General features: G+C 32.0%; 19 protein-coding genes and 1 riboswitch. All 19 genes read left to right on the plus strand.

Translation table 11 applies throughout. The features are described 5' to 3' along the window. Positions 1-168 precede the first annotated feature (168 nt). A complete protein-coding gene (gene rsxC / locus P4S50_RS05035) occupies positions 169-1,494 on the plus strand; it encodes an electron transport complex subunit RsxC (RefSeq protein WP_277733505.1) in 1,326 nt (441 codons plus the stop codon). Between the two features lie 14 nt (positions 1,495-1,508). After that, positions 1,509-2,453: an RnfABCDGE type electron transport complex subunit D gene (locus P4S50_RS05040; protein WP_277733506.1), complete on the plus strand. Its 945-nt coding sequence runs from the start codon at positions 1,509-1,511 to the stop codon at positions 2,451-2,453. Further along, positions 2,453-3,010 (plus strand): RnfABCDGE type electron transport complex subunit G, encoded by a 558-nt coding sequence (locus P4S50_RS05045; RefSeq protein WP_277733507.1) that lies wholly within the window; start codon positions 2,453-2,455, stop codon positions 3,008-3,010. The genes P4S50_RS05040 and P4S50_RS05045 overlap by 1 nt, the downstream gene beginning before the upstream one ends. Positions 3,011-3,025: 15 nt before the next feature. Further along, positions 3,026-3,622, plus strand: coding sequence for an electron transport complex subunit RsxE (rsxE, locus tag P4S50_RS05050; protein ID WP_277733508.1), 597 nt, complete (start codon positions 3,026-3,028; stop codon positions 3,620-3,622). Positions 3,623-3,634: 12 nt separating this feature from the next. Continuing rightward, positions 3,635-4,207 carry an electron transport complex subunit RsxA gene (gene rsxA / locus P4S50_RS05055; protein WP_277733510.1) on the plus strand — a complete coding sequence of 191 codons (573 nt, stop codon included), beginning with the start codon at positions 3,635-3,637 and terminating at the stop codon, positions 4,205-4,207. A 16-nt stretch (positions 4,208-4,223) separates the two neighbouring features. Then, complete coding sequence (rnfB, locus tag P4S50_RS05060) at positions 4,224-5,198, plus strand: RnfABCDGE type electron transport complex subunit B (RefSeq protein ID WP_277733512.1); 975 nt, start codon at positions 4,224-4,226, stop codon at positions 5,196-5,198. 102 nt (positions 5,199-5,300) lie between these two features. Then, positions 5,301-5,879, plus strand: a complete 579-nt coding sequence (locus P4S50_RS05065) for a Maf family protein (protein ID WP_277733514.1) — start codon at positions 5,301-5,303, stop codon at positions 5,877-5,879. Between the two features lie 16 nt (positions 5,880-5,895). After that, on the plus strand, positions 5,896-6,594 hold the full coding sequence (radC, locus tag P4S50_RS05070; protein WP_277733515.1) for a RadC family protein: 699 nt from the start codon (positions 5,896-5,898) through the stop codon (positions 6,592-6,594). A 15-nt stretch (positions 6,595-6,609) separates the two neighbouring features. Then, positions 6,610-7,683 carry a rod shape-determining protein gene (locus tag P4S50_RS05075; RefSeq protein ID WP_277733517.1) on the plus strand — a complete coding sequence of 358 codons (1,074 nt, stop codon included), beginning with the start codon at positions 6,610-6,612 and terminating at the stop codon, positions 7,681-7,683. Between the two features lie 14 nt (positions 7,684-7,697). After that, positions 7,698-8,567, plus strand: a complete 870-nt coding sequence (mreC, locus tag P4S50_RS05080; protein WP_277733519.1) for a rod shape-determining protein MreC — start codon at positions 7,698-7,700, stop codon at positions 8,565-8,567. A 13-nt stretch (positions 8,568-8,580) separates the two neighbouring features. Then, complete coding sequence (gene mreD, locus P4S50_RS05085; RefSeq protein WP_277733520.1) at positions 8,581-9,069, plus strand: rod shape-determining protein MreD; 489 nt, start codon at positions 8,581-8,583, stop codon at positions 9,067-9,069. Positions 9,070-9,079: 10 nt separating this feature from the next. Next, complete coding sequence (locus tag P4S50_RS05090; protein WP_277733521.1) at positions 9,080-11,881, plus strand: penicillin-binding transpeptidase domain-containing protein; 2,802 nt, start codon at positions 9,080-9,082, stop codon at positions 11,879-11,881. A 64-nt stretch (positions 11,882-11,945) separates the two neighbouring features. Next, positions 11,946-12,590, plus strand: coding sequence for a septum site-determining protein MinC (gene minC, locus P4S50_RS05095; RefSeq protein ID WP_277733522.1), 645 nt, complete (start codon positions 11,946-11,948; stop codon positions 12,588-12,590). Between the two features lie 30 nt (positions 12,591-12,620). Then, positions 12,621-13,418 carry a septum site-determining protein MinD gene (gene minD, locus P4S50_RS05100; protein ID WP_277733523.1) on the plus strand — a complete coding sequence of 266 codons (798 nt, stop codon included), beginning with the start codon at positions 12,621-12,623 and terminating at the stop codon, positions 13,416-13,418. Between the two features lie 11 nt (positions 13,419-13,429). Then, positions 13,430-13,714: a cell division topological specificity factor MinE gene (gene minE / locus P4S50_RS05105; RefSeq protein ID WP_277733525.1), complete on the plus strand. Its 285-nt coding sequence runs from the start codon at positions 13,430-13,432 to the stop codon at positions 13,712-13,714. A gap of 89 nt (positions 13,715-13,803) precedes the next feature. Next, positions 13,804-14,919 carry a rod shape-determining protein RodA gene (gene rodA, locus P4S50_RS05110; RefSeq protein ID WP_416390140.1) on the plus strand — a complete coding sequence of 372 codons (1,116 nt, stop codon included), beginning with the start codon at positions 13,804-13,806 and terminating at the stop codon, positions 14,917-14,919. A 15-nt stretch (positions 14,920-14,934) separates the two neighbouring features. Further along, positions 14,935-15,345 carry a methylglyoxal synthase gene (mgsA, locus tag P4S50_RS05115; protein ID WP_277733527.1) on the plus strand — a complete coding sequence of 137 codons (411 nt, stop codon included), beginning with the start codon at positions 14,935-14,937 and terminating at the stop codon, positions 15,343-15,345. A 232-nt stretch (positions 15,346-15,577) separates the two neighbouring features. Continuing rightward, positions 15,578-15,754, plus strand: a riboswitch (Lysine riboswitch). A gap of 165 nt (positions 15,755-15,919) precedes the next feature. Continuing rightward, the gene (gene kal, locus P4S50_RS05120) at positions 15,920-16,300 is read left to right on the plus strand and encodes a 3-aminobutyryl-CoA ammonia lyase (RefSeq protein WP_277733529.1); all 381 of its coding nucleotides are present in this window, start codon (positions 15,920-15,922) and stop codon (positions 16,298-16,300) included. Between the two features lie 12 nt (positions 16,301-16,312). Further along, complete coding sequence (gene kce / locus P4S50_RS05125) at positions 16,313-17,134, plus strand: 3-keto-5-aminohexanoate cleavage enzyme (protein ID WP_277733530.1); 822 nt, start codon at positions 16,313-16,315, stop codon at positions 17,132-17,134.

Consider the following 17,134-nt stretch of genomic DNA (forward strand, 5'->3'; position numbering starts at 1 on the left):
GCAAAATCTTTCAAAATACCACATTATAAGTATGTTAAAAAAAAGATTTATGGGACTTTATAAAAAAAATATAGTATACTATATGTTGAAATGTTTTTCAGAGGATATAAATACTTATACTTGGTAAATTCAAGTTGATTTATAATTTATTGTAAGGAGGTAATATGAATGAAGCTCTTAAGTTTTAGAGGTGGTGTTCATCCGCCACACAGAAAGAAAAGTACTGAGAGTATAAAAGTAGAAAGAGCTAAAGATCCAGCTACTTTATATATACCTCTTCAACAACATATAGGGGCACCATGTAAAGCTATTGTTAATGTTGGAGACACGGTTAAAGTAGGACAAAAGATAGGAGAGGCACAAGGTTTCGTTTCTGCACCTGTACATTCTTCTGTTTCTGGTAAAGTAAAGGCTATTAAGGAATGTCCAGTACCAGGAGGAAAAGGACTATGTGTAGTTATTGAAAACGATTTCGCAAATGAAATCCATGAAAGTGTTGTTCCTAAAGGAAACATAGATTCTCTAACAGGAGCGGAAATATTAGAAATAATAAAAGAAGCTGGTATAGTTGGTATGGGTGGAGCAACATTCCCAATGCATGTAAAACTATCACCGCCAAAAGACAAGAAAATAGATACAGTTATATTAAATGGAGCTGAATGTGAGCCATACCTTACAGCAGACCATAGACTTATGCTTGAAAAGCCAGAGTCTGTAGTATATGGACTTAAGGCTATAATGAAGGTTTTAAATGTTGATAAAGGATATATAGGAATAGAAGATAATAAGCCTGATGCAATAGAGGCTATGGTTAAGGCTGCTGAAAAAGAAAGTAATATAGAAGTTGTAGGTTTAAGAACTAAATATCCTCAAGGAGCAGAAAAACAACTTATATATGCTTGTACAAATAGAGAAGTTCCATCTGGTGGATTACCTATGGAAGCTGGAGTTGTAGTAAATAACGTTGCAACAGCAGCACAAGTATATGAATCTATAACAACAGGTATGCCACTTGTAGAAAGAATAACTACTATAACTGGTAGTGCTATAACAAATCCTAATAACCTACTTATCAAGATAGGAACTACATTTGAGGAAATAATAAATCAATGTGGTGGATTTAAAGAAGAACCAGGTAAAGTTATAATGGGAGGACCTATGATGGGACTTACTCAATATACACTTGAAGTACCTGTTACTAAAGGTGGATCTGGTATACTTTGTCTTAATAGAGAAGAAGCTACTTTACCAGAGCCAAGCAATTGTATAAGATGTGGTAAATGTGTAGACATATGTCCAGCGTTTTTACAACCACTTTTTATAAGTGCACATTCACTAAAATACAATTTCGATAGAGCTGAAGATTATAGAGCACTTGACTGTATAGAGTGTGGATCATGTTCATTCATATGTCCGTCTAAGAGACCTCTTCTTCAGTCAATAAGAGTTGCAAAGAGAGAAATAATAGCACAAAAAAGAAAACAAAGTAAGTAAAAGGAGGTAAAAGAATGGATAGTAAGCTTATAATATCGTCTTCTCCTCATTTAAGATCAAAAGAAGATACTTCTAGTATAATGAGGGATGTTGTAATAGCATTAATTCCAGCAACTATAGCTGCTGTTTATTATTTTGGAATGGGAGCATTAGGTGTAATTATATCTGCATTAATAGGTGCGGTTGCATCAGAAGCATTATGTCAAAAACTTATGAACAAACCAGTAACTATAAACGATTGGTCTGCAATAGTTACAGGATTATTAGTAGCATTTAATATACCAGCGAGTGCTCCTTTATGGATACCTTTTGTAGGATCTGTATTTGCAATCGTTATAGTAAAGCAATTATTTGGAGGAATAGGACACAACTTTATGAACCCTGCTCTTGCGGCACGTGCTATGTTACTTGCTTCTTGGCCAGTTGAAATGACAAGTTGGGTAACTCCAGGACCAGATGCTGTGTCTACAGCTACTCCTCTTGCAATAATAAAAGGAGCAGAGGCAATAGATATGGCAAAACCAAGCTTCTTCGACCTTTTAACAGGTAATATAGGAGGATGTATTGGAGAAACATCTGCAATTCTTTTAATATTAGGTGGAGTATACCTTTTATATAGAGGTGTAATTACTTATGTAATACCTGCTTATTATATAGGAACAGTATTTGTATTAACGTTAATATTTGGTGGATTCGATGTAGCTAATTCAATGTATCACTTATTTGCTGGTGGATTAATGATTGGTGCATTCTTTATGGCAACTGATTATTCTTCATCACCTATGACTCAAAAAGGTCAAATAATATATGCAATTGGATGTGGAGCTTTAACTACTATAATAAGATTATGGGGAGGATATCCGGAAGGAGTTTCTTACTCAATATTATTAATGAACGTGGCAGCACCACTTATAGATAAATATGTAAACCCTAAAGTATTTGGGGAGGTGGCTAAGTAATGAAAGAAATATTAAAGCTTGGAGTAATACTGTTAATAATAACATCTATATCAGCTGTTATTTTAGGATTTACTAACGATGTTACATTACCTGCGATACAAGAACAAAATGAAAAGGCCAATGTTGAAGCTCGTAAAGCAGTTTTAGCAGAAGCTAAAGAATTCAAAGCTCTTGAAAAAGAAGTTGAATCAGATATAGTTAAAGAAATATATCAAGGTGTAGATGGATCTGATGTAGTAGGATACACTATAAAAACTGCTCCTAAAGGATATGCAGGAGAAGTTGAAGTTATGGTAGGAATAGGTACGGATGGAACTATCCATGGTATTTCTATAGGTAATCATGCAGAGACTCCAGGACTTGGAGCGAAAGCTGCTGATGAACCATTTAAGAGCCAATACAACGGAAAAAGCATAGATAAAAACATCGAAGTTATTAAAAGCCCAGGACCAAAGGAAAATGAAATTGTTGCAATAGCTGGAGCTACTATAACTTCAAAAGCAGTAACTGCTGGTGTTAATGAAGCGATAAAAATATACAATGAAGCTTTAAAATAGGTTGGAGGTGAAATTATGAAATTAGGTAAATTATTAAAAAATGGTATTATAAATGAAAACCCGGTATTTGTACAGGTTTTAGGTATGTGTCCAACTCTTGGAGTTACGACTTCTGCTGAAAATGGATTAGGTATGGGACTTGCAACTACTGCAGTTCTTATATGTGCGAATTTAGTTATATCACTTCTTAGAAAACTTATACCTTCTAAGATAAGAATACCTGCATTCATAGTTGTAATAGCTACGTTTGTTACGCTTGTAGGAATGGTTTTAAAAGCTTATGTTCCAGCACTTGACAAAAAACTTGGATTATTTATTCCTCTTATAGTTGTTAACTGTTTAATATTAGCAAGAGCGGAGAGTTTTGCATCTAAAAATGGACCATTAGCATCTATAATTGATGGACTTGGAATGGGACTTGGATTTACAGCTTCTTTAACAATACTTGGTCTTGTTAGAGAATTATTTGGAAATGGAACTATATTTGGACATTTATTATTAGGTAGTGCATATAAGCCAGCACTTATAATGATATTACCTCCAGGTGCATTTTTAGCATTAGGATTACTTCTTGCAACAATTAATAAAATTGCTGATAAAAAAGCTAGTTAGGAGGGGAATTGGATGGAAATATTTTTAATATTAGTAAGTTCTATATTAGTAAATAACTTTGTATTATCTAGATTCTTAGGTATATGTCCATTCCTTGGAGTTTCTAAAAAAGTTGAAACTGCAGTAGGTATGGGTATGGCTGTTACTTTCGTTATGACTTTAGCATCTATGATAACTTATTTTGTTCAATATTATGTGCTTGAGCCACTTGGAATACAGTTTTTACAGACGATTGCATTTATACTTGTAATAGCGTCTCTTGTTCAGTTTGTTGAGATGGTAATTCAAAAGATGAGTCCTACGCTTTATCAAGCACTAGGAGTTTTCTTACCACTTATAACTACAAACTGTGCGGTTTTAGGGGTTGCTATAATAAATATAGACAGTAATTACAATTTAATTCAAACAATAGTGAATGGTATGGGAGCTGCTATTGGATTTACACTTGCAATAGTTTTATTTGCAGGAATTAGAGAAAGATTAGAGCTTGCTGATGTACCAGAAAGTTTTAAAGGATTCCCTATTGCTTTAATTACAGCAAGTCTTATGGCAATAGCATTCTTAGGATTCACAGGATTAGTTTAGGTAGGGGGTGAAAAGTATGTCTTTAATATTAAATTCAGTAATAAGTCTTGGTGCTATGGGACTTTTATTCGGTTCTGGTCTTGCGTATGCTTCTAAAAAGTTTGCAGTAGAGGTTGACCCAAGAGTAGAAGCTATAAATGAAGCTTTACCAGGTGCTAACTGTGGAGGATGTGGTTATCCTGGATGTGGAGGACTATCAAATGCAATAGTTGCTGGAGAAGCTCCAGTAAATGGATGTCCTGTAGGAGGAGCAGAAACTACAGCTAAAATAGCAGAAATAATGGGTCAAACTGCACAAGAAGGAGAAAAAACTGTAGCAAAAGTTATATGTAACGGTACATGTAATAATGCTAAGGAAAAAAGTGAATACTATGGAATAAATGACTGTAGAGCAGCAGCCTTAGTATCTGGAGGATCTAAATCTTGTCAATATGGATGTTTAGGTCTTGGAACTTGTGTTAATGTATGCCAATTTGGAGCTATTACAATAAAAGATGGAATAGCAAACATAGATAAAGATAAGTGTGTATCTTGTGGTAAATGTTTAGAAGTTTGTCCAAAATCTGTAATAGATTGGGTTCCTTATTCTCAAGAAGTAGTAGTTGAGTGTAATAGTGAAGAATTCGGAAAAGACGTTAAATCTAAATGTGCAGTTGGATGTATAGGATGTGGAATGTGTGCTAAAGCATGCCCATTCGGAGCTATAACTATGGAAGGCAAGTTAGCTAAAATAGATTATACAAAGTGTACACAATGTATGGTTTGTACAGCAAAATGTCCGACTAAAGCTATATCAGGAGAACTAAGCAAGAGAAAGAAAGCTGTTATAGAAGAAGATAAATGTGTTGGATGTACTATATGTGCGAAGAAGTGTCCAGTTGAAGCAATCGAAGGAGAGCTTAAGCAAAAACACTCTGTTATAGAAGATAAGTGTATAGGATGTGGCGAGTGCGCGAAAAAATGTCCTAAAGATGCTATAAAAATGAAATAATAAGGTAAAAATATAAGGTGTGGTATTTACCACACCTTATTGTTTTTTTTTGACCTAAATGATAAACTATTTAAGGACAATGTATTATGTAGAGGTGATTTTATGAATATTGTATTAGCGTCAGCTTCGCCTAGAAGAAAGGAATTACTTTCTAATTTGAATTTTGATTTTGAAATTATGAAAAGTAATATAGAAGAGTTCGTAAATGATAAGGATAGACCAGAATCTGTAGCTATGAGCTTATCATTTCAAAAGGCAATTGATATTGCGAATAAAACATCTGAGAACAATATAGTAATTGGAGCAGATACAATAGTTGTTCTTGATGAAAAAATATTAGGAAAGCCAGAGGATGAACAAGATGCTTTTAATACACTAGCTCAACTATCCGGTAAATACCACAAAGTTATTACAGGTGTTTGTGTATTAAGACTTTCAGACAATAAAAAAATTGTCGATTATGAAGTGACGAAAGTAAAAATGAGAGAATTTAGTGAAGACGAAATAAAAAGGTACATAAAAACAGGAGAACCTATGGATAAAGCAGGTTCGTATGCTATACAAGGGTATGGCTCATTATTAGTAGAAAAAATAAATGGAGATTATTTCAATGTAGTAGGACTTCCGGTTTCAAAATTGGGACAAATTTTATATAGACATTTTGATGTAAATATTATATAAATTAGGAGGAAGGTATATGGGTCATATAGATAAAATATCAATAAAAGATATGGCTAAAAACCAAAGACCCAGAGAAAAAATAATATTAAATGGAGTAAACAGCTTATCCGATACAGAGCTTTTAGCTATTTTGATTAGAACAGGAAATAAAAATATGTCGTCTATAGAGCTAGCAAACTGTATAATAAATATGGATAAGTCTTCAGGAATAAGAAAATTAGCTGATACTAATATAGAAGAGCTTAAGGAAATAAAAGGAGTAGGTACGGCAAAAGCTTGTCAGATAATGGCAGCAATAGAACTAGGAAAGAGGATTGCTAGATTTATTCCAGATAAAAAACCAAAAATAACAAGTCCAGATGATGTAGTAAATATGTATATGGAAGATATTAGATACCTAAAAAAGGAAGTGTTTAAGGCTATTTTATTGAACACAAAGAATGAGGTTATATGTGATGTAGAAATTTCAGTAGGAACTTTGAATTCATCACTAGTACATCCTAGAGAAGTATTTATAGAAGCTATAAAAAGGAGTACGAATAAAATTATTCTTATGCATAATCACCCCTCAGGTAATCCTGAGCCGAGTAGAGAAGATAAAAACATAACTAATAGGCTCATTGAGGGAGGAAAAATATTAGGTATAGATATAATAGATCATATAATAATTGGAGATGGAATGTATTTTAGCTTTAAAGAAAAAGCTTTAATCTAGAGAGGAGAAGTCAAAATGAAAAAAGATAAAACTACAAAGAAAACTAAACAAAAAACGAGTTTTTTTAATACGAGATCAAACGATATGGGGATAGATTTAGGAACAGCAAATACATTAGTTTATGTAAGAGGAAATGGAATTTTAGTAAGAGAGCCATCTGTTGTTGCTATAAGAGATGATAACAAAGAAGTTTTAGCTGTTGGAGAAGATGCTAAGAAAATGATAGGAAGAACTCCTGGAAATATAATAGCTATAAGACCTATGAAAGATGGAGTAATAGCGGATTTTGATGTTACTCAAAGTATGCTTAGATATTTTATCAAAAAAGCGTATCCTAAAAAATCATTGTTTAGCAGTCCTAGAATTGCAGTATGTGTTCCTTATGGAGTTACAGAAGTAGAAAAAAGAGCAATAGAAGAAGCTGCTCGCCAAGCAGGTGCTAAAGATGCTTATTTAATAGAAGAACCTATGGCTGCTGCTATTGGAGCAGGTCTTAAAGTAGAAGAGCCAGATGGAAATATGGTAGTAGATATAGGTGGAGGTACTAGTGAGATAGCAGTTATATCATTAGGAGGCATAGTTACAGCCAAGTCAATTAGAATTGGTGGAGATGAATTTGATGAATCAATAGTGAACTATGTAAAAAAAGAGTACAACCTTATGATTGGAGAAAGAACTGCAGAAGAAGTTAAAATGAAGATAGGATCTGCATTTAAGGAAAATGAAGAAGAAGAAAGCATGGATATAAGAGGAAGAGATTTAGTAACTGGTCTTCCTAAAACTATGAATATAACATCTAGTGAGGTAAGAGAAGCGTTAAAAGAGCCGATAACTAGTATAATAGAGGGAATAAAAGCAACTCTTGAAAAAACACCACCAGAGCTTGCATCTGATATTATGGAAAATGGTATAATGCTTACAGGGGGAGGAGCTCTTTTAAAGGGACTTGATAAACTAGTTAGAGAAGAGACTGGAATGCCTGTACATATAGCGGAAGATCCACTTGATTGCGTTGCAAAAGGAACTGGTAAATCTGTTGAAGATAAAGAAATCTTTGATAAAATTCTTATGTATGGAAGAAAAGGGTAAAAGTTGGTGATAGAGTGAGAAGCAAAAAGAAAAATAAAAACAAGCTGAATAAAGAAGTGATAGTGATTAGTTTAATCACTATCACTCTACTTGTAATTATAGGTATATCAATAGAGGGAAGATACAATAAATATATTCCTAGTGCTGTACTAGACGTTATTACACCTATACAAAGAGGTTTAAACAAGGTTTATAGTGTAACAAGTGAAAATGTTGTAGGCATGATTAATTATAAAAAAAATCTAAAAGATATAGAAAAGCTTTCAAAAGAGAATGAGGATTTAAAAAAGAAGGTAATAGAAATAGACTTAAGTAAAGATGAACTAAGTGAACTTCAAAACCTTAAAAGATCCTTAAACTATATACCAGAGGGGTATGATCAAAATTATATTAGTGCATCTGTCATAAGTAAGAATGATGGGAATTGGTATGATTCATTCACAATAGCTGCTGGTAAAAAAGATGGTGTTGTTGAAGATAGTATAGTGGTATCTGGAACTGGTCTTGTAGGAAAAGTATATGAGGTATCAAATAACTATTGTAAAGCAATTTCACTTTTGAATAATAAATCAGCTGTTAGTTTTGAAGTTTTAAGAAAAGGAGAATATACGGGTGTTATAAGTCAAAATATATCGATAGATTCCAATGAAAATTTTACTGGATATCTTAAAGGATATTTATTTGATATTAAATACAAGGTTGTTCCAGGCGATATACTTATAACTTCTGGAATAGGAATATATCCTAAAGGAATACCTCTAGGAGAGGTTGAAAAGGTTATAGAAGATAAAAATAATTTGTTGAAATATGTAAAGGTAAAGCCTTATGTAAATTTTAAGGATATAGATAAAGTATTAATAACAAGACCTAGAATAGTAGAATAAAGAGGTAATAATTATGAAAAATATAATATTAATTTTAATAGGACTATTCATAATAATTATAGAAAATAGTATTATGAATTATATAGATATATTTAATATAAGTTTAAATGCATCTATTGTATATATAAGTATTATTTCTTTATTTGTTAAAAGAAATGAAGGAGCTTTAATAGGGTTAATACTTGGAATGTTAAAGGATATATTAATTGGAAGATTTATAGGCGTAAATGCTCTTGTATTCTTTGTTATAGGATATTTATATGGAGTATTACAGGATAAAATATTCAAAGAAAATGTTACAACTATATTGATATTAACATTATTTTCTTCTGTATTTGACTCTCTTATAAACTGCCTTTTATTAAAAAGCTCATTTGAAAGTGAAAAGATACTATTTTCTTTGGTAAAAGGAACAGTTTTTATACCTGTTTTAAATACGGTATTTGCTTTGGTTATATACAAAGTTTTAATAGATTTTGTAAAAAAAATAGACAATATTTAGTGGTGATTATATGATAAATAAAAAAATTAAAGATAGGTATGATGTTTTAAGAGTTTGTTTTGTTGTCATATTTTCTATTATTATATTAAAACTAGGATATATGACGATTATAAAGGGCGATTACTATTTTGAGCAGGCTCAAAATAAGGTATATAAAAAAATATTAGTAGAAAGTCCTAGAGGAGAAATAAGGGATAGATATGGAAGACTGCTTGCAGGAAATAGAGCGTCTTTTACTGTTCAACTCCTTAAAAACGAAATAGAAAAAGCCAATGCAAATGAAGTTGGCCAAAAGGTTATAAATGTATTAGAGAAAAATGGAGAAAAATATATAGATGAATTTCCTATAATAAAGGAAAATGGAAAGTTTGTGTACACTTATGATAAAAATATCGAGGAGTGGAAAATTAAAAATGATATTCCTTTAAGTTATAATGCAAAAGAAAGTTTTTATCATATAGTAGATAGATTAGTAGATGAAGGTGTTATTAGCATAGATGATAATACTACAGGATATGACTTACAAAAAATACTAAATGAAAATGGATATTATCCTCCCATCTATGTTTCAAAATGGGAGTTTGCAGAAAATGTAAAGAAAAATCAATGGTTATATAGATATAGAATAAAAGAAGATGAAAAATTAAGTACACAAGAAACTTTTAATAGATTAAGAGAGTATTTTAAAGTTGATGAAAGCTTAAATGATGATGAAGCTAGAAAAATACTTTTATTTAGAGACTTGCTTAAATCGCAGGGATACTTACAATATCAACCTATGAAGCTTGCTATTGACATAAAAAAACAGACTGTTGCAGAAATAGAAGAACTTGCAATAGAACTTCCAGGGGTTAGTATTGAGACTGAACCTATAAGATATTATCCAAATGGAAACCAAGCATCTCATATACTTGGACAAATAGGTAAAATATCTCAACAAGCAGAAATAGACACTTATACTACAGATAAAGGATATAGTGTAAGTGATATGATAGGAAAAACTGGTATTGAAAAGACGTTTGAAGATAAGCTTCATGGAGAAAAAGGATTTAAGAAAGTTGTAGTTGATTCATCTGGAAGATTAATACAGAATATTGATATACAGTCTCCAAAAGCTGGAGATACTGTTTATTTGACGATAGACAAGGATTTACAAAAGGTAGCAGAGGATTCTCTTGAAAAAGCATTAAAAACAATACAAGCTGGAGGAACATTCGAAAGTCCTTGGGGAAACTATAGATTAAGAGATAACAAAAGAATATACAATAATGCTACTTCAGGTGCTGTTGTTGCACTTGATGTTAAAACTGGAGAGATTTTAGCTATGGCTAGTTATCCAGATTATGATCCTAATTTATTTGCAACTGGTATAACGACTGAGGATATGAATAAGCTTCTTCCTAAAAATAAAAATAATCCACTTGAAGCAAAACCTCTTTACAATATAGCAACAATGACTTTTGTTCAGCCTGGATCTATATTTAAGATGATAACTGGACTAGCGGCCATAGATAATGGTTTGGATCCAAAGTATGAAATATATGATAAGGGTCGCATAATGCTTGGAAACAAGTCATTTGGATGCTGGATATGGAATGACTATAGAGGAAGTCATGGACCTACAAATTTATATAAAGCAATAGAACAGTCTTGTAACTATTATATGTATAGTATAAGTGTAGGGTACGATTATTCAAAAGAAAAACCTCTTCCTGTAAAAATGAATGTAGATGAAATACTTAGATATGCGAGATTATTTGGACTTGATGAAAAAACTGGAATCGAGATAGAAGAGATTTCTGGTAAGGTTCCAAATCCGAAAGCTAAATTTGAAACTACTAAAAGATCGCTTAAATATGCTCTTGATAGAAAACTCAAAACTTATTTTGATGATATAAATGGTGAGAAGGATAAAGAAGAATATGAAAAAAGAGTAGATGAAATAGTTAGTTGGATGGGGGAAAATCCAGGTAGAGGAACTTTGTTAAAGAGACTAGAAAAATTACACATAAAAGAAGATAAAATAGGTGAAGTTGCTGATTTGATTAAATATAGTTATTTTAATCAAGCCAAGTGGACTACAGGAGATACATTCAATATCTCTATAGGTCAAGGATCAAATGCATATACACCAATTCAAATGGCAAATTATATAGCTGGACTTGTAAATGGTGGATATAGGAATAAAGTTACTGTAGTTGATAAAATAGAGTCTTATGATAAAATGAATATAGATAAAGTTGAGGTACAAAGAGAAAAAATACCTTTAAATGAAGATTCAAACTTAGATGAGATCAAAAAGGGTATGTTACGAGTTACTGAGCAGGGAACTGCAAAGAAAGTTTTTGGAAATTTTCCAGTTAAGGTTGGAGCGAAAACTGGTACTGCACAAAAAAGTGGTAGAATTCCAACTGCTGATGAAGTTGAATATTTAATTTCACATATGTCAAGTTTTGGAGTTAATAATCAGGAAGCTCTAGATCTTGCAGATAAATATGAAAAAGCAGATGATAGTAAGTATAGCAAGGATTATTATATAAGAAAAGCTTTGTACAAGCTTAATCCACGCCTTACTTATGATGAAATAAATAGATTTAAGGATACTTACGACAACTTCGCTTGGTTTGTATCGTTTGCACCTTATGATGATCCTGAAATAGCAGTTGTATCCCTTATATTCCAGGGAGGACATGGAGGTTATGCATCTCCGGTAGCTAGGGATATAATGGTTGAATATTTTGGACTTACAAAGAATGAAGATGATTATGAGGTTAAAGAAGAATTAAAAATCAAGGAAGAATTAAATCGATAATAAAGAAGGATTTATATAGTTTTTGAAGAATAATAAAAATATATAATCTTTTGGAGGAAATCATATGGCTTTAGGAGATGTAATAGAATTTAAAGGAAATAAAAGAAATTTAAAAACAGATAATGTAGAATTCAAAGGAAGTAAGAAAGGCTTAGTTATAAATATCAAAAATTGCAACGATTTTGAAAAAGTTAAACAAGAAATAGTTCAAAAAATTGAATGTGCTGGAAGATTTTTTATAGGAGCTAAAATAGCTTCTATAAATAGTGAGACAATGACAGATCTTCAAAAGATAGAGCTTAAAGAAATTATAAGTAGTAAATTTCAAATAGAGTTTGTGGAAGAAGAATCCGTATTTGATGGAATCAATGAGGGTCAAACTAAATTTGTTAAAGCTACTTTAAGATCTGGAATGAAAATTGAGTTTAAAGGAAATGTAGTTGTTATAGGAGATGTAAATCCAGGGGCTCAAATAGTAGCCTATGGTAATGTCATTATAATGGGATGCTTAAGAGGCGTTGTTCATGCAGGAGCTAATGGAAATAAAGATGCCTTTGTTGTTGCATATGATTTAAATCCTATGCAGCTTAGAATTGAAAACTTAATATCTATAGCACCTGATGAAGAGTTTGAAAAGCCTAATTATCCTGAAATAGCATTTATAAAGGATAATTTCATAGTAATAGAGCCATATTTAAATAAAAGATAGTTATTAATATGCACGAATGGGGGTAGTATTGTGAGTGAAGTTATTGTAATCACATCGGGTAAAGGCGGAGTTGGAAAGACTACAACTACTGCTAACTTAGGAACAGCTCTGAGCCTTGCTGGTAAAAAAACTGTAGTAGTTGATGCTGATATTGGTCTTAGAAATTTGGATGTTGTAATGGGTCTTGAAAATAGAATAGTTTATGATATTGTAGATGTAGTTGAAGGTACTTGTAGATTAAAGCAAGCACTTATAAAAGATAAGAGATTTGAAAATTTATATCTTTTACCTGCTGCTCAAACTAGGGACAAAGATGCTATAACACCAGATCAAATGAAGAAGTTATGTGATTCATTAAGAGAATCATTTGATTATGCGTTAATTGATTGTCCTGCTGGAATTGAGCAAGGATTTAAAAATGCAATAGCTGGAGCAGACAGAGCATTAGTAGTTACAACGCCTGAGATTTCTGCTGTTAGAGATGCAGATAGAATAATAGGTCTTTTAGAGGCTAATGAAATACATGATCCAGAATTAATAATCAATAGAATCAGACTTGAGATGGTTAAACGTGGAGACATGATGGATATGGAAGATATAATAGATATATTAGCTATAGATTTATTGGGAGTTATTCCTGATGATGAAAGTGTTATAATATCTACTAACAAAGGAGAGCCTGCTGTTACTGATTCTAAATCGTTAGCTGGCCAAGCTTATAGAAATGTCCGTCAAAGAATAATGGGTGAACAAGTTCCGTTTTTAAATATGGAAGTACAAGGTTCTTTTATGGATAAATTGAAAAAAATATTTGGTATTGCTAGATAGGGGGGGAAGCTTTGTTAGATTTATTTAAGATATTTGGAAATGAATCTAAAACCAGCAAGAATGTAGCTAAAGAAAGACTTAAATTAGTGTTGGTTCATGATAGAGTAGATTGTTCTTCTAAATTCCTAGAGATGATAAAGGGAGATATTATAAATGTTATATCTGAATATATAGAGATTGATGAAAGTGGCTTAGAGGTTAGAGTTGCAAAATCTAGAAATTCAGATGATGATGCTCCTGTGTCTGCGCTTGTTGCAAACATACCTATAAAAAAAGTAAAAGAGGGAATAAGATAAAAATATTATTGGGGAATCCGTATAGGATTTCCCAATAATATTTTTATGAGTCAATGCATTAGCATTAGACGAATTTTTTTAAGTAGGTGATGACGTTGAAGGTAGAGTTAAAAATGTTTAAGGATATTGACTGGATATTAGTTGCAACTGTAATAGCAATATTTTCAATAGGAATGGTTATTATAAGCAGTGCAACACATGTTAATGATTCTGGAAGTTTTAGACAGCTTAAGGTTCAAGCTGTGTCATTTTTGATTGGTTTGATAATAATATTTGTTATGCTTTTATTTGACTATAATAAGATAGGAAGATACCATAAGTATATATATGGATTCAATATATTCTTGTTATTGGCAGTTTATATTCCAGGTATAGGAGTATCTCATGCAGGTGCTACTTCATGGATTAAACTAGGACCAATAGATATTCAAACCTCAGAAATTGTTAAATTAGGATTTATAATAAGCTTTGCTAAGTTTATGGAAAGTAAAAAAGATAAGCTGAACACATTTAAAGATTTGTTACCTATAATTGCATATGCAGCACCATTACTTTTATTGATTTTGAAACAACCGGATTTGGGTACTGCAATAGTATTTATATCTGTAATATTTGGTATGACTTTTATTTCAGGTCTTAACTATAAGATAATAGCTTACACATCTATTACAGCTATAGTGTCTGTACCTATAGTATATAACTTTTTAAAACCGCATCAGAGGGTTAGGATAGATGCTTTCTTGCATCCTGGTGATCCTAAATACCCTGGAAATTATCAGGTTATTCAATCTATGGTAGCTATAGGATCTGGAAAGATATTTGGAAAAGGTCTTTTTAAAGGAACTCAGAATCAGTATAATTTTTTACCAGTACAAGAAACAGATTTTATATTTGCTGTATTAGGAGAAGAACTAGGATTGATTGGTGGAGTAGTACTAGTTTTGCTGTTTTCAGTGTTCTTAAATAGAATACTTAAAATAGCAAAAAATTCAAAGGACTTTTATGGAACTTTAATAACAATGGGTGTGTTATTTATGTTCTTGTATCAAATTATTCAAAATGTAGGTATGGCTATAGGTCTTATGCCTGTTACTGGAGTTACTCTTCCTTTTGTTAGTTATGGAGGAAGTTCTTTGGTTACAAGTATGATGGCTCTTGGAATAGTATTAAATGTATCTATGAGAAGAAAAAAGATAAACTTTTAAGGGGAGTGTATATATATGAATATAGCTCTAATAGCTCATGATAGAAAAAAAGAAACGATGGTCAATTTTACAATAGCATATAAAGATATATTAGAAAAACACAATTTATATGCTACAGGAACTACGGGACTTAGAATTCAAGAGGGATCTGGACTTAATATAAATAGATTTTTATCTGGACCTTTAGGAGGAGACCAGCAAATAGGGGCAAAAATTGCAGAAGAAGATATGGATTTAGTTATATTTTTAAGAGATGCACTGGAAGCTCAACCTCATGAGCCCGATATACAAGCTTTAATAAGATTGTGTGATGTTCATTATGTCCCAGTAGCTACTAATTTAGCAAGTGCTGAAATATTCATAAAAGCTATTGAAAGAGGAGATCTGGATTGGAGAAGTGTGAGAAAAACTGATATGTTTAAATAATATTAAAGGATATGCTATCTAAAATTTTAGATAGCATATTTTTTTTGCATATAAACAGGCAAGTAATCATATCTATTAATATAGAGTGAAACTTAATTTAGATGGAGTTTTTACTCCAGCTGAATTTCTAGTTGAACTAATCCAGAAGTTGTTAAGTTCTCATCTCCAGCTTTAAGAGGATGGAGTTTTAGAACTTTTAGCTTTCGGATAAAAGAAAAACAACTGAATTATTTGCATGAATAGAGGCCGCATGAAAATGGGTAGTTTTTAATTTTAAGGAGAAGAACCTCTGATATTAAAGATGAATGGTTTTCTTGCCGAAAGAACTTGTTTGTTCTTAGATTAGTTCTTGGGTACAAGGTGTATAGCCTTGTAACTGTCATTTAAATTATGATGTGCTATTTATGTGATGAAAATAAAGATTTTCATTGCGTGAGTTAGCATTATTTGAAGCGTTGAAAATTTCTATTTTCAACGCTTTTTAGGTCTAAGGATATTATATTGTTTTTAATTGGGCAAATAAGTCATGCTTTAGAATTAAGCAAATTTTTAAAGGAAAAAAGGGGGATTAAGTATGAGTGCTTTGATAAGAGTTAGAATGAGCTCACATGATGCACATTACGGGGGCAATTTGGTTGATGGAGCGAAAATGCTTCAGCTGTTTGGAGATGTAGCTACAGAACTTTTAATTAGAAGTGATGGAGATGAAGGCCTTTTTAAAGCATACGATAATGTTGAGTTTTTAGCTCCTGTATATGCGGGAGATTATATAGAGGCATATGGAAGTATAGTGAGTGCAGGAAATTCTTCTAGAAAGATGGAGTTTGAAGCTAGAAAGGTTGCGGCTTTAAGACAAGATATAAATGATTCGGCAGCAGAAATATTAGATGAGCCTATTGTTGTATGTAGAGCAAGTGGTACATGTGTAGTTCCAAAAGATAAGCAGAGAAAATAAGGAGGGTTAAGTGTGGAAAAGTTAATTATAACTGCTGCTATATGCGGTGCAGAGGTTACAAAGGAGCATAATCCTGCGGTTCCTTATACTGTCAAGGAAATAGGAGATGAGGCACAAAGAGCTTATAATGCTGGAGCCAGTATAATACATCTTCATGTAAGAGAAGACAATGGAAAATCAACTCAAAGTATAGAAAGGTTTAGAGAATGCATAGATGAAATTAAAAGTAGATGTCCCAATGTTATAATACAACCGTCTACTGGTGGTGCGGTTGGTATGAGCAATGAAGAGAGGCTTCAGCCTATATATTTAAATCCAGAAATGGCAACACTTGATTGTGGCACATGTAATTTTGGAGGAGATGATATATTCGTAAATTCTGAAAATACGATTAAAGAGTTTGCAATTAAAATGAAACAAATTGATATAAAGCCAGAAATAGAGGTATTTGACAAAGGAATGATAGATACTGCTATAAGGCTTTTTAAAAAAGGATATATAAATGACAATATGCATTTTAATTTTGTTATGGGAGTTAATGGAGGAATAAATGCAAGTTGTAGAGATTTATTATTTTTAAAAGAAAGCATACCTTATAATGCAACTTTTACTGTTGCTGGAATTGGAAGATATGAATTTGAAATGGCAGCTCTATCAACACTTTTAGGAGGTCATGTCAGAGTTGGATTTGAAGATAATGTGTACATATCAAAAGGTATTTTAGCTAAGTCAAATGGTCAGTTGGTTGAGAAGGCAGTTGAAATATCTAAAGTATTAGGAAGAGAGGTAGCTTCTTGTGACGAAGCTAGAAAAATACTTAAACTCAAGGGGTGA

The organism is Tepidibacter hydrothermalis (assembly GCF_029542625.1).
GTDB classification, from domain to species: domain Bacteria; phylum Bacillota; class Clostridia; order Peptostreptococcales; family Peptostreptococcaceae; genus Tepidibacter_A; species Tepidibacter_A hydrothermalis.

Bases quoted from the DNA above. Each gene is read 5' to 3' on its own strand.
- P4S50_RS05075 (WP_277733517.1), top strand. From the start codon at position 6,610: ATGAAAAAAGATAAAACTACAAAGAAAACTAAACAAAAAACGAGTTTT.
- mgsA (WP_277733527.1), top strand. From the start codon at position 14,935: ATGAATATAGCTCTAATAGCTCATGATAGAAAAAAAGAAACGATGGTC.
- rodA (WP_416390140.1), top strand. From the start codon at position 13,804: ATGACGTTGAAGGTAGAGTTAAAAATGTTTAAGGATATTGACTGGATA.
- P4S50_RS05090 (WP_277733521.1), top strand. From the start codon at position 9,080: ATGATAAATAAAAAAATTAAAGATAGGTATGATGTTTTAAGAGTTTGT.
- minC (WP_277733522.1), top strand. From the start codon at position 11,946: ATGGCTTTAGGAGATGTAATAGAATTTAAAGGAAATAAAAGAAATTTA.
- P4S50_RS05045 (WP_277733507.1), top strand. From the start codon at position 2,453: ATGAAAGAAATATTAAAGCTTGGAGTAATACTGTTAATAATAACATCT.
- rsxE (WP_277733508.1), top strand. From the start codon at position 3,026: ATGAAATTAGGTAAATTATTAAAAAATGGTATTATAAATGAAAACCCG.
- P4S50_RS05065 (WP_277733514.1), top strand. From the start codon at position 5,301: ATGAATATTGTATTAGCGTCAGCTTCGCCTAGAAGAAAGGAATTACTT.
- rnfB (WP_277733512.1), top strand. From the start codon at position 4,224: ATGTCTTTAATATTAAATTCAGTAATAAGTCTTGGTGCTATGGGACTT.
- radC (WP_277733515.1), top strand. From the start codon at position 5,896: ATGGGTCATATAGATAAAATATCAATAAAAGATATGGCTAAAAACCAA.
- P4S50_RS05040 (WP_277733506.1), top strand. From the start codon at position 1,509: ATGGATAGTAAGCTTATAATATCGTCTTCTCCTCATTTAAGATCAAAA.
- mreD (WP_277733520.1), top strand. From the start codon at position 8,581: ATGAAAAATATAATATTAATTTTAATAGGACTATTCATAATAATTATA.
- rsxA (WP_277733510.1), top strand. From the start codon at position 3,635: ATGGAAATATTTTTAATATTAGTAAGTTCTATATTAGTAAATAACTTT.
- rsxC (WP_277733505.1), top strand. From the start codon at position 169: ATGAAGCTCTTAAGTTTTAGAGGTGGTGTTCATCCGCCACACAGAAAG.
- kal (WP_277733529.1), top strand. From the start codon at position 15,920: ATGAGTGCTTTGATAAGAGTTAGAATGAGCTCACATGATGCACATTAC.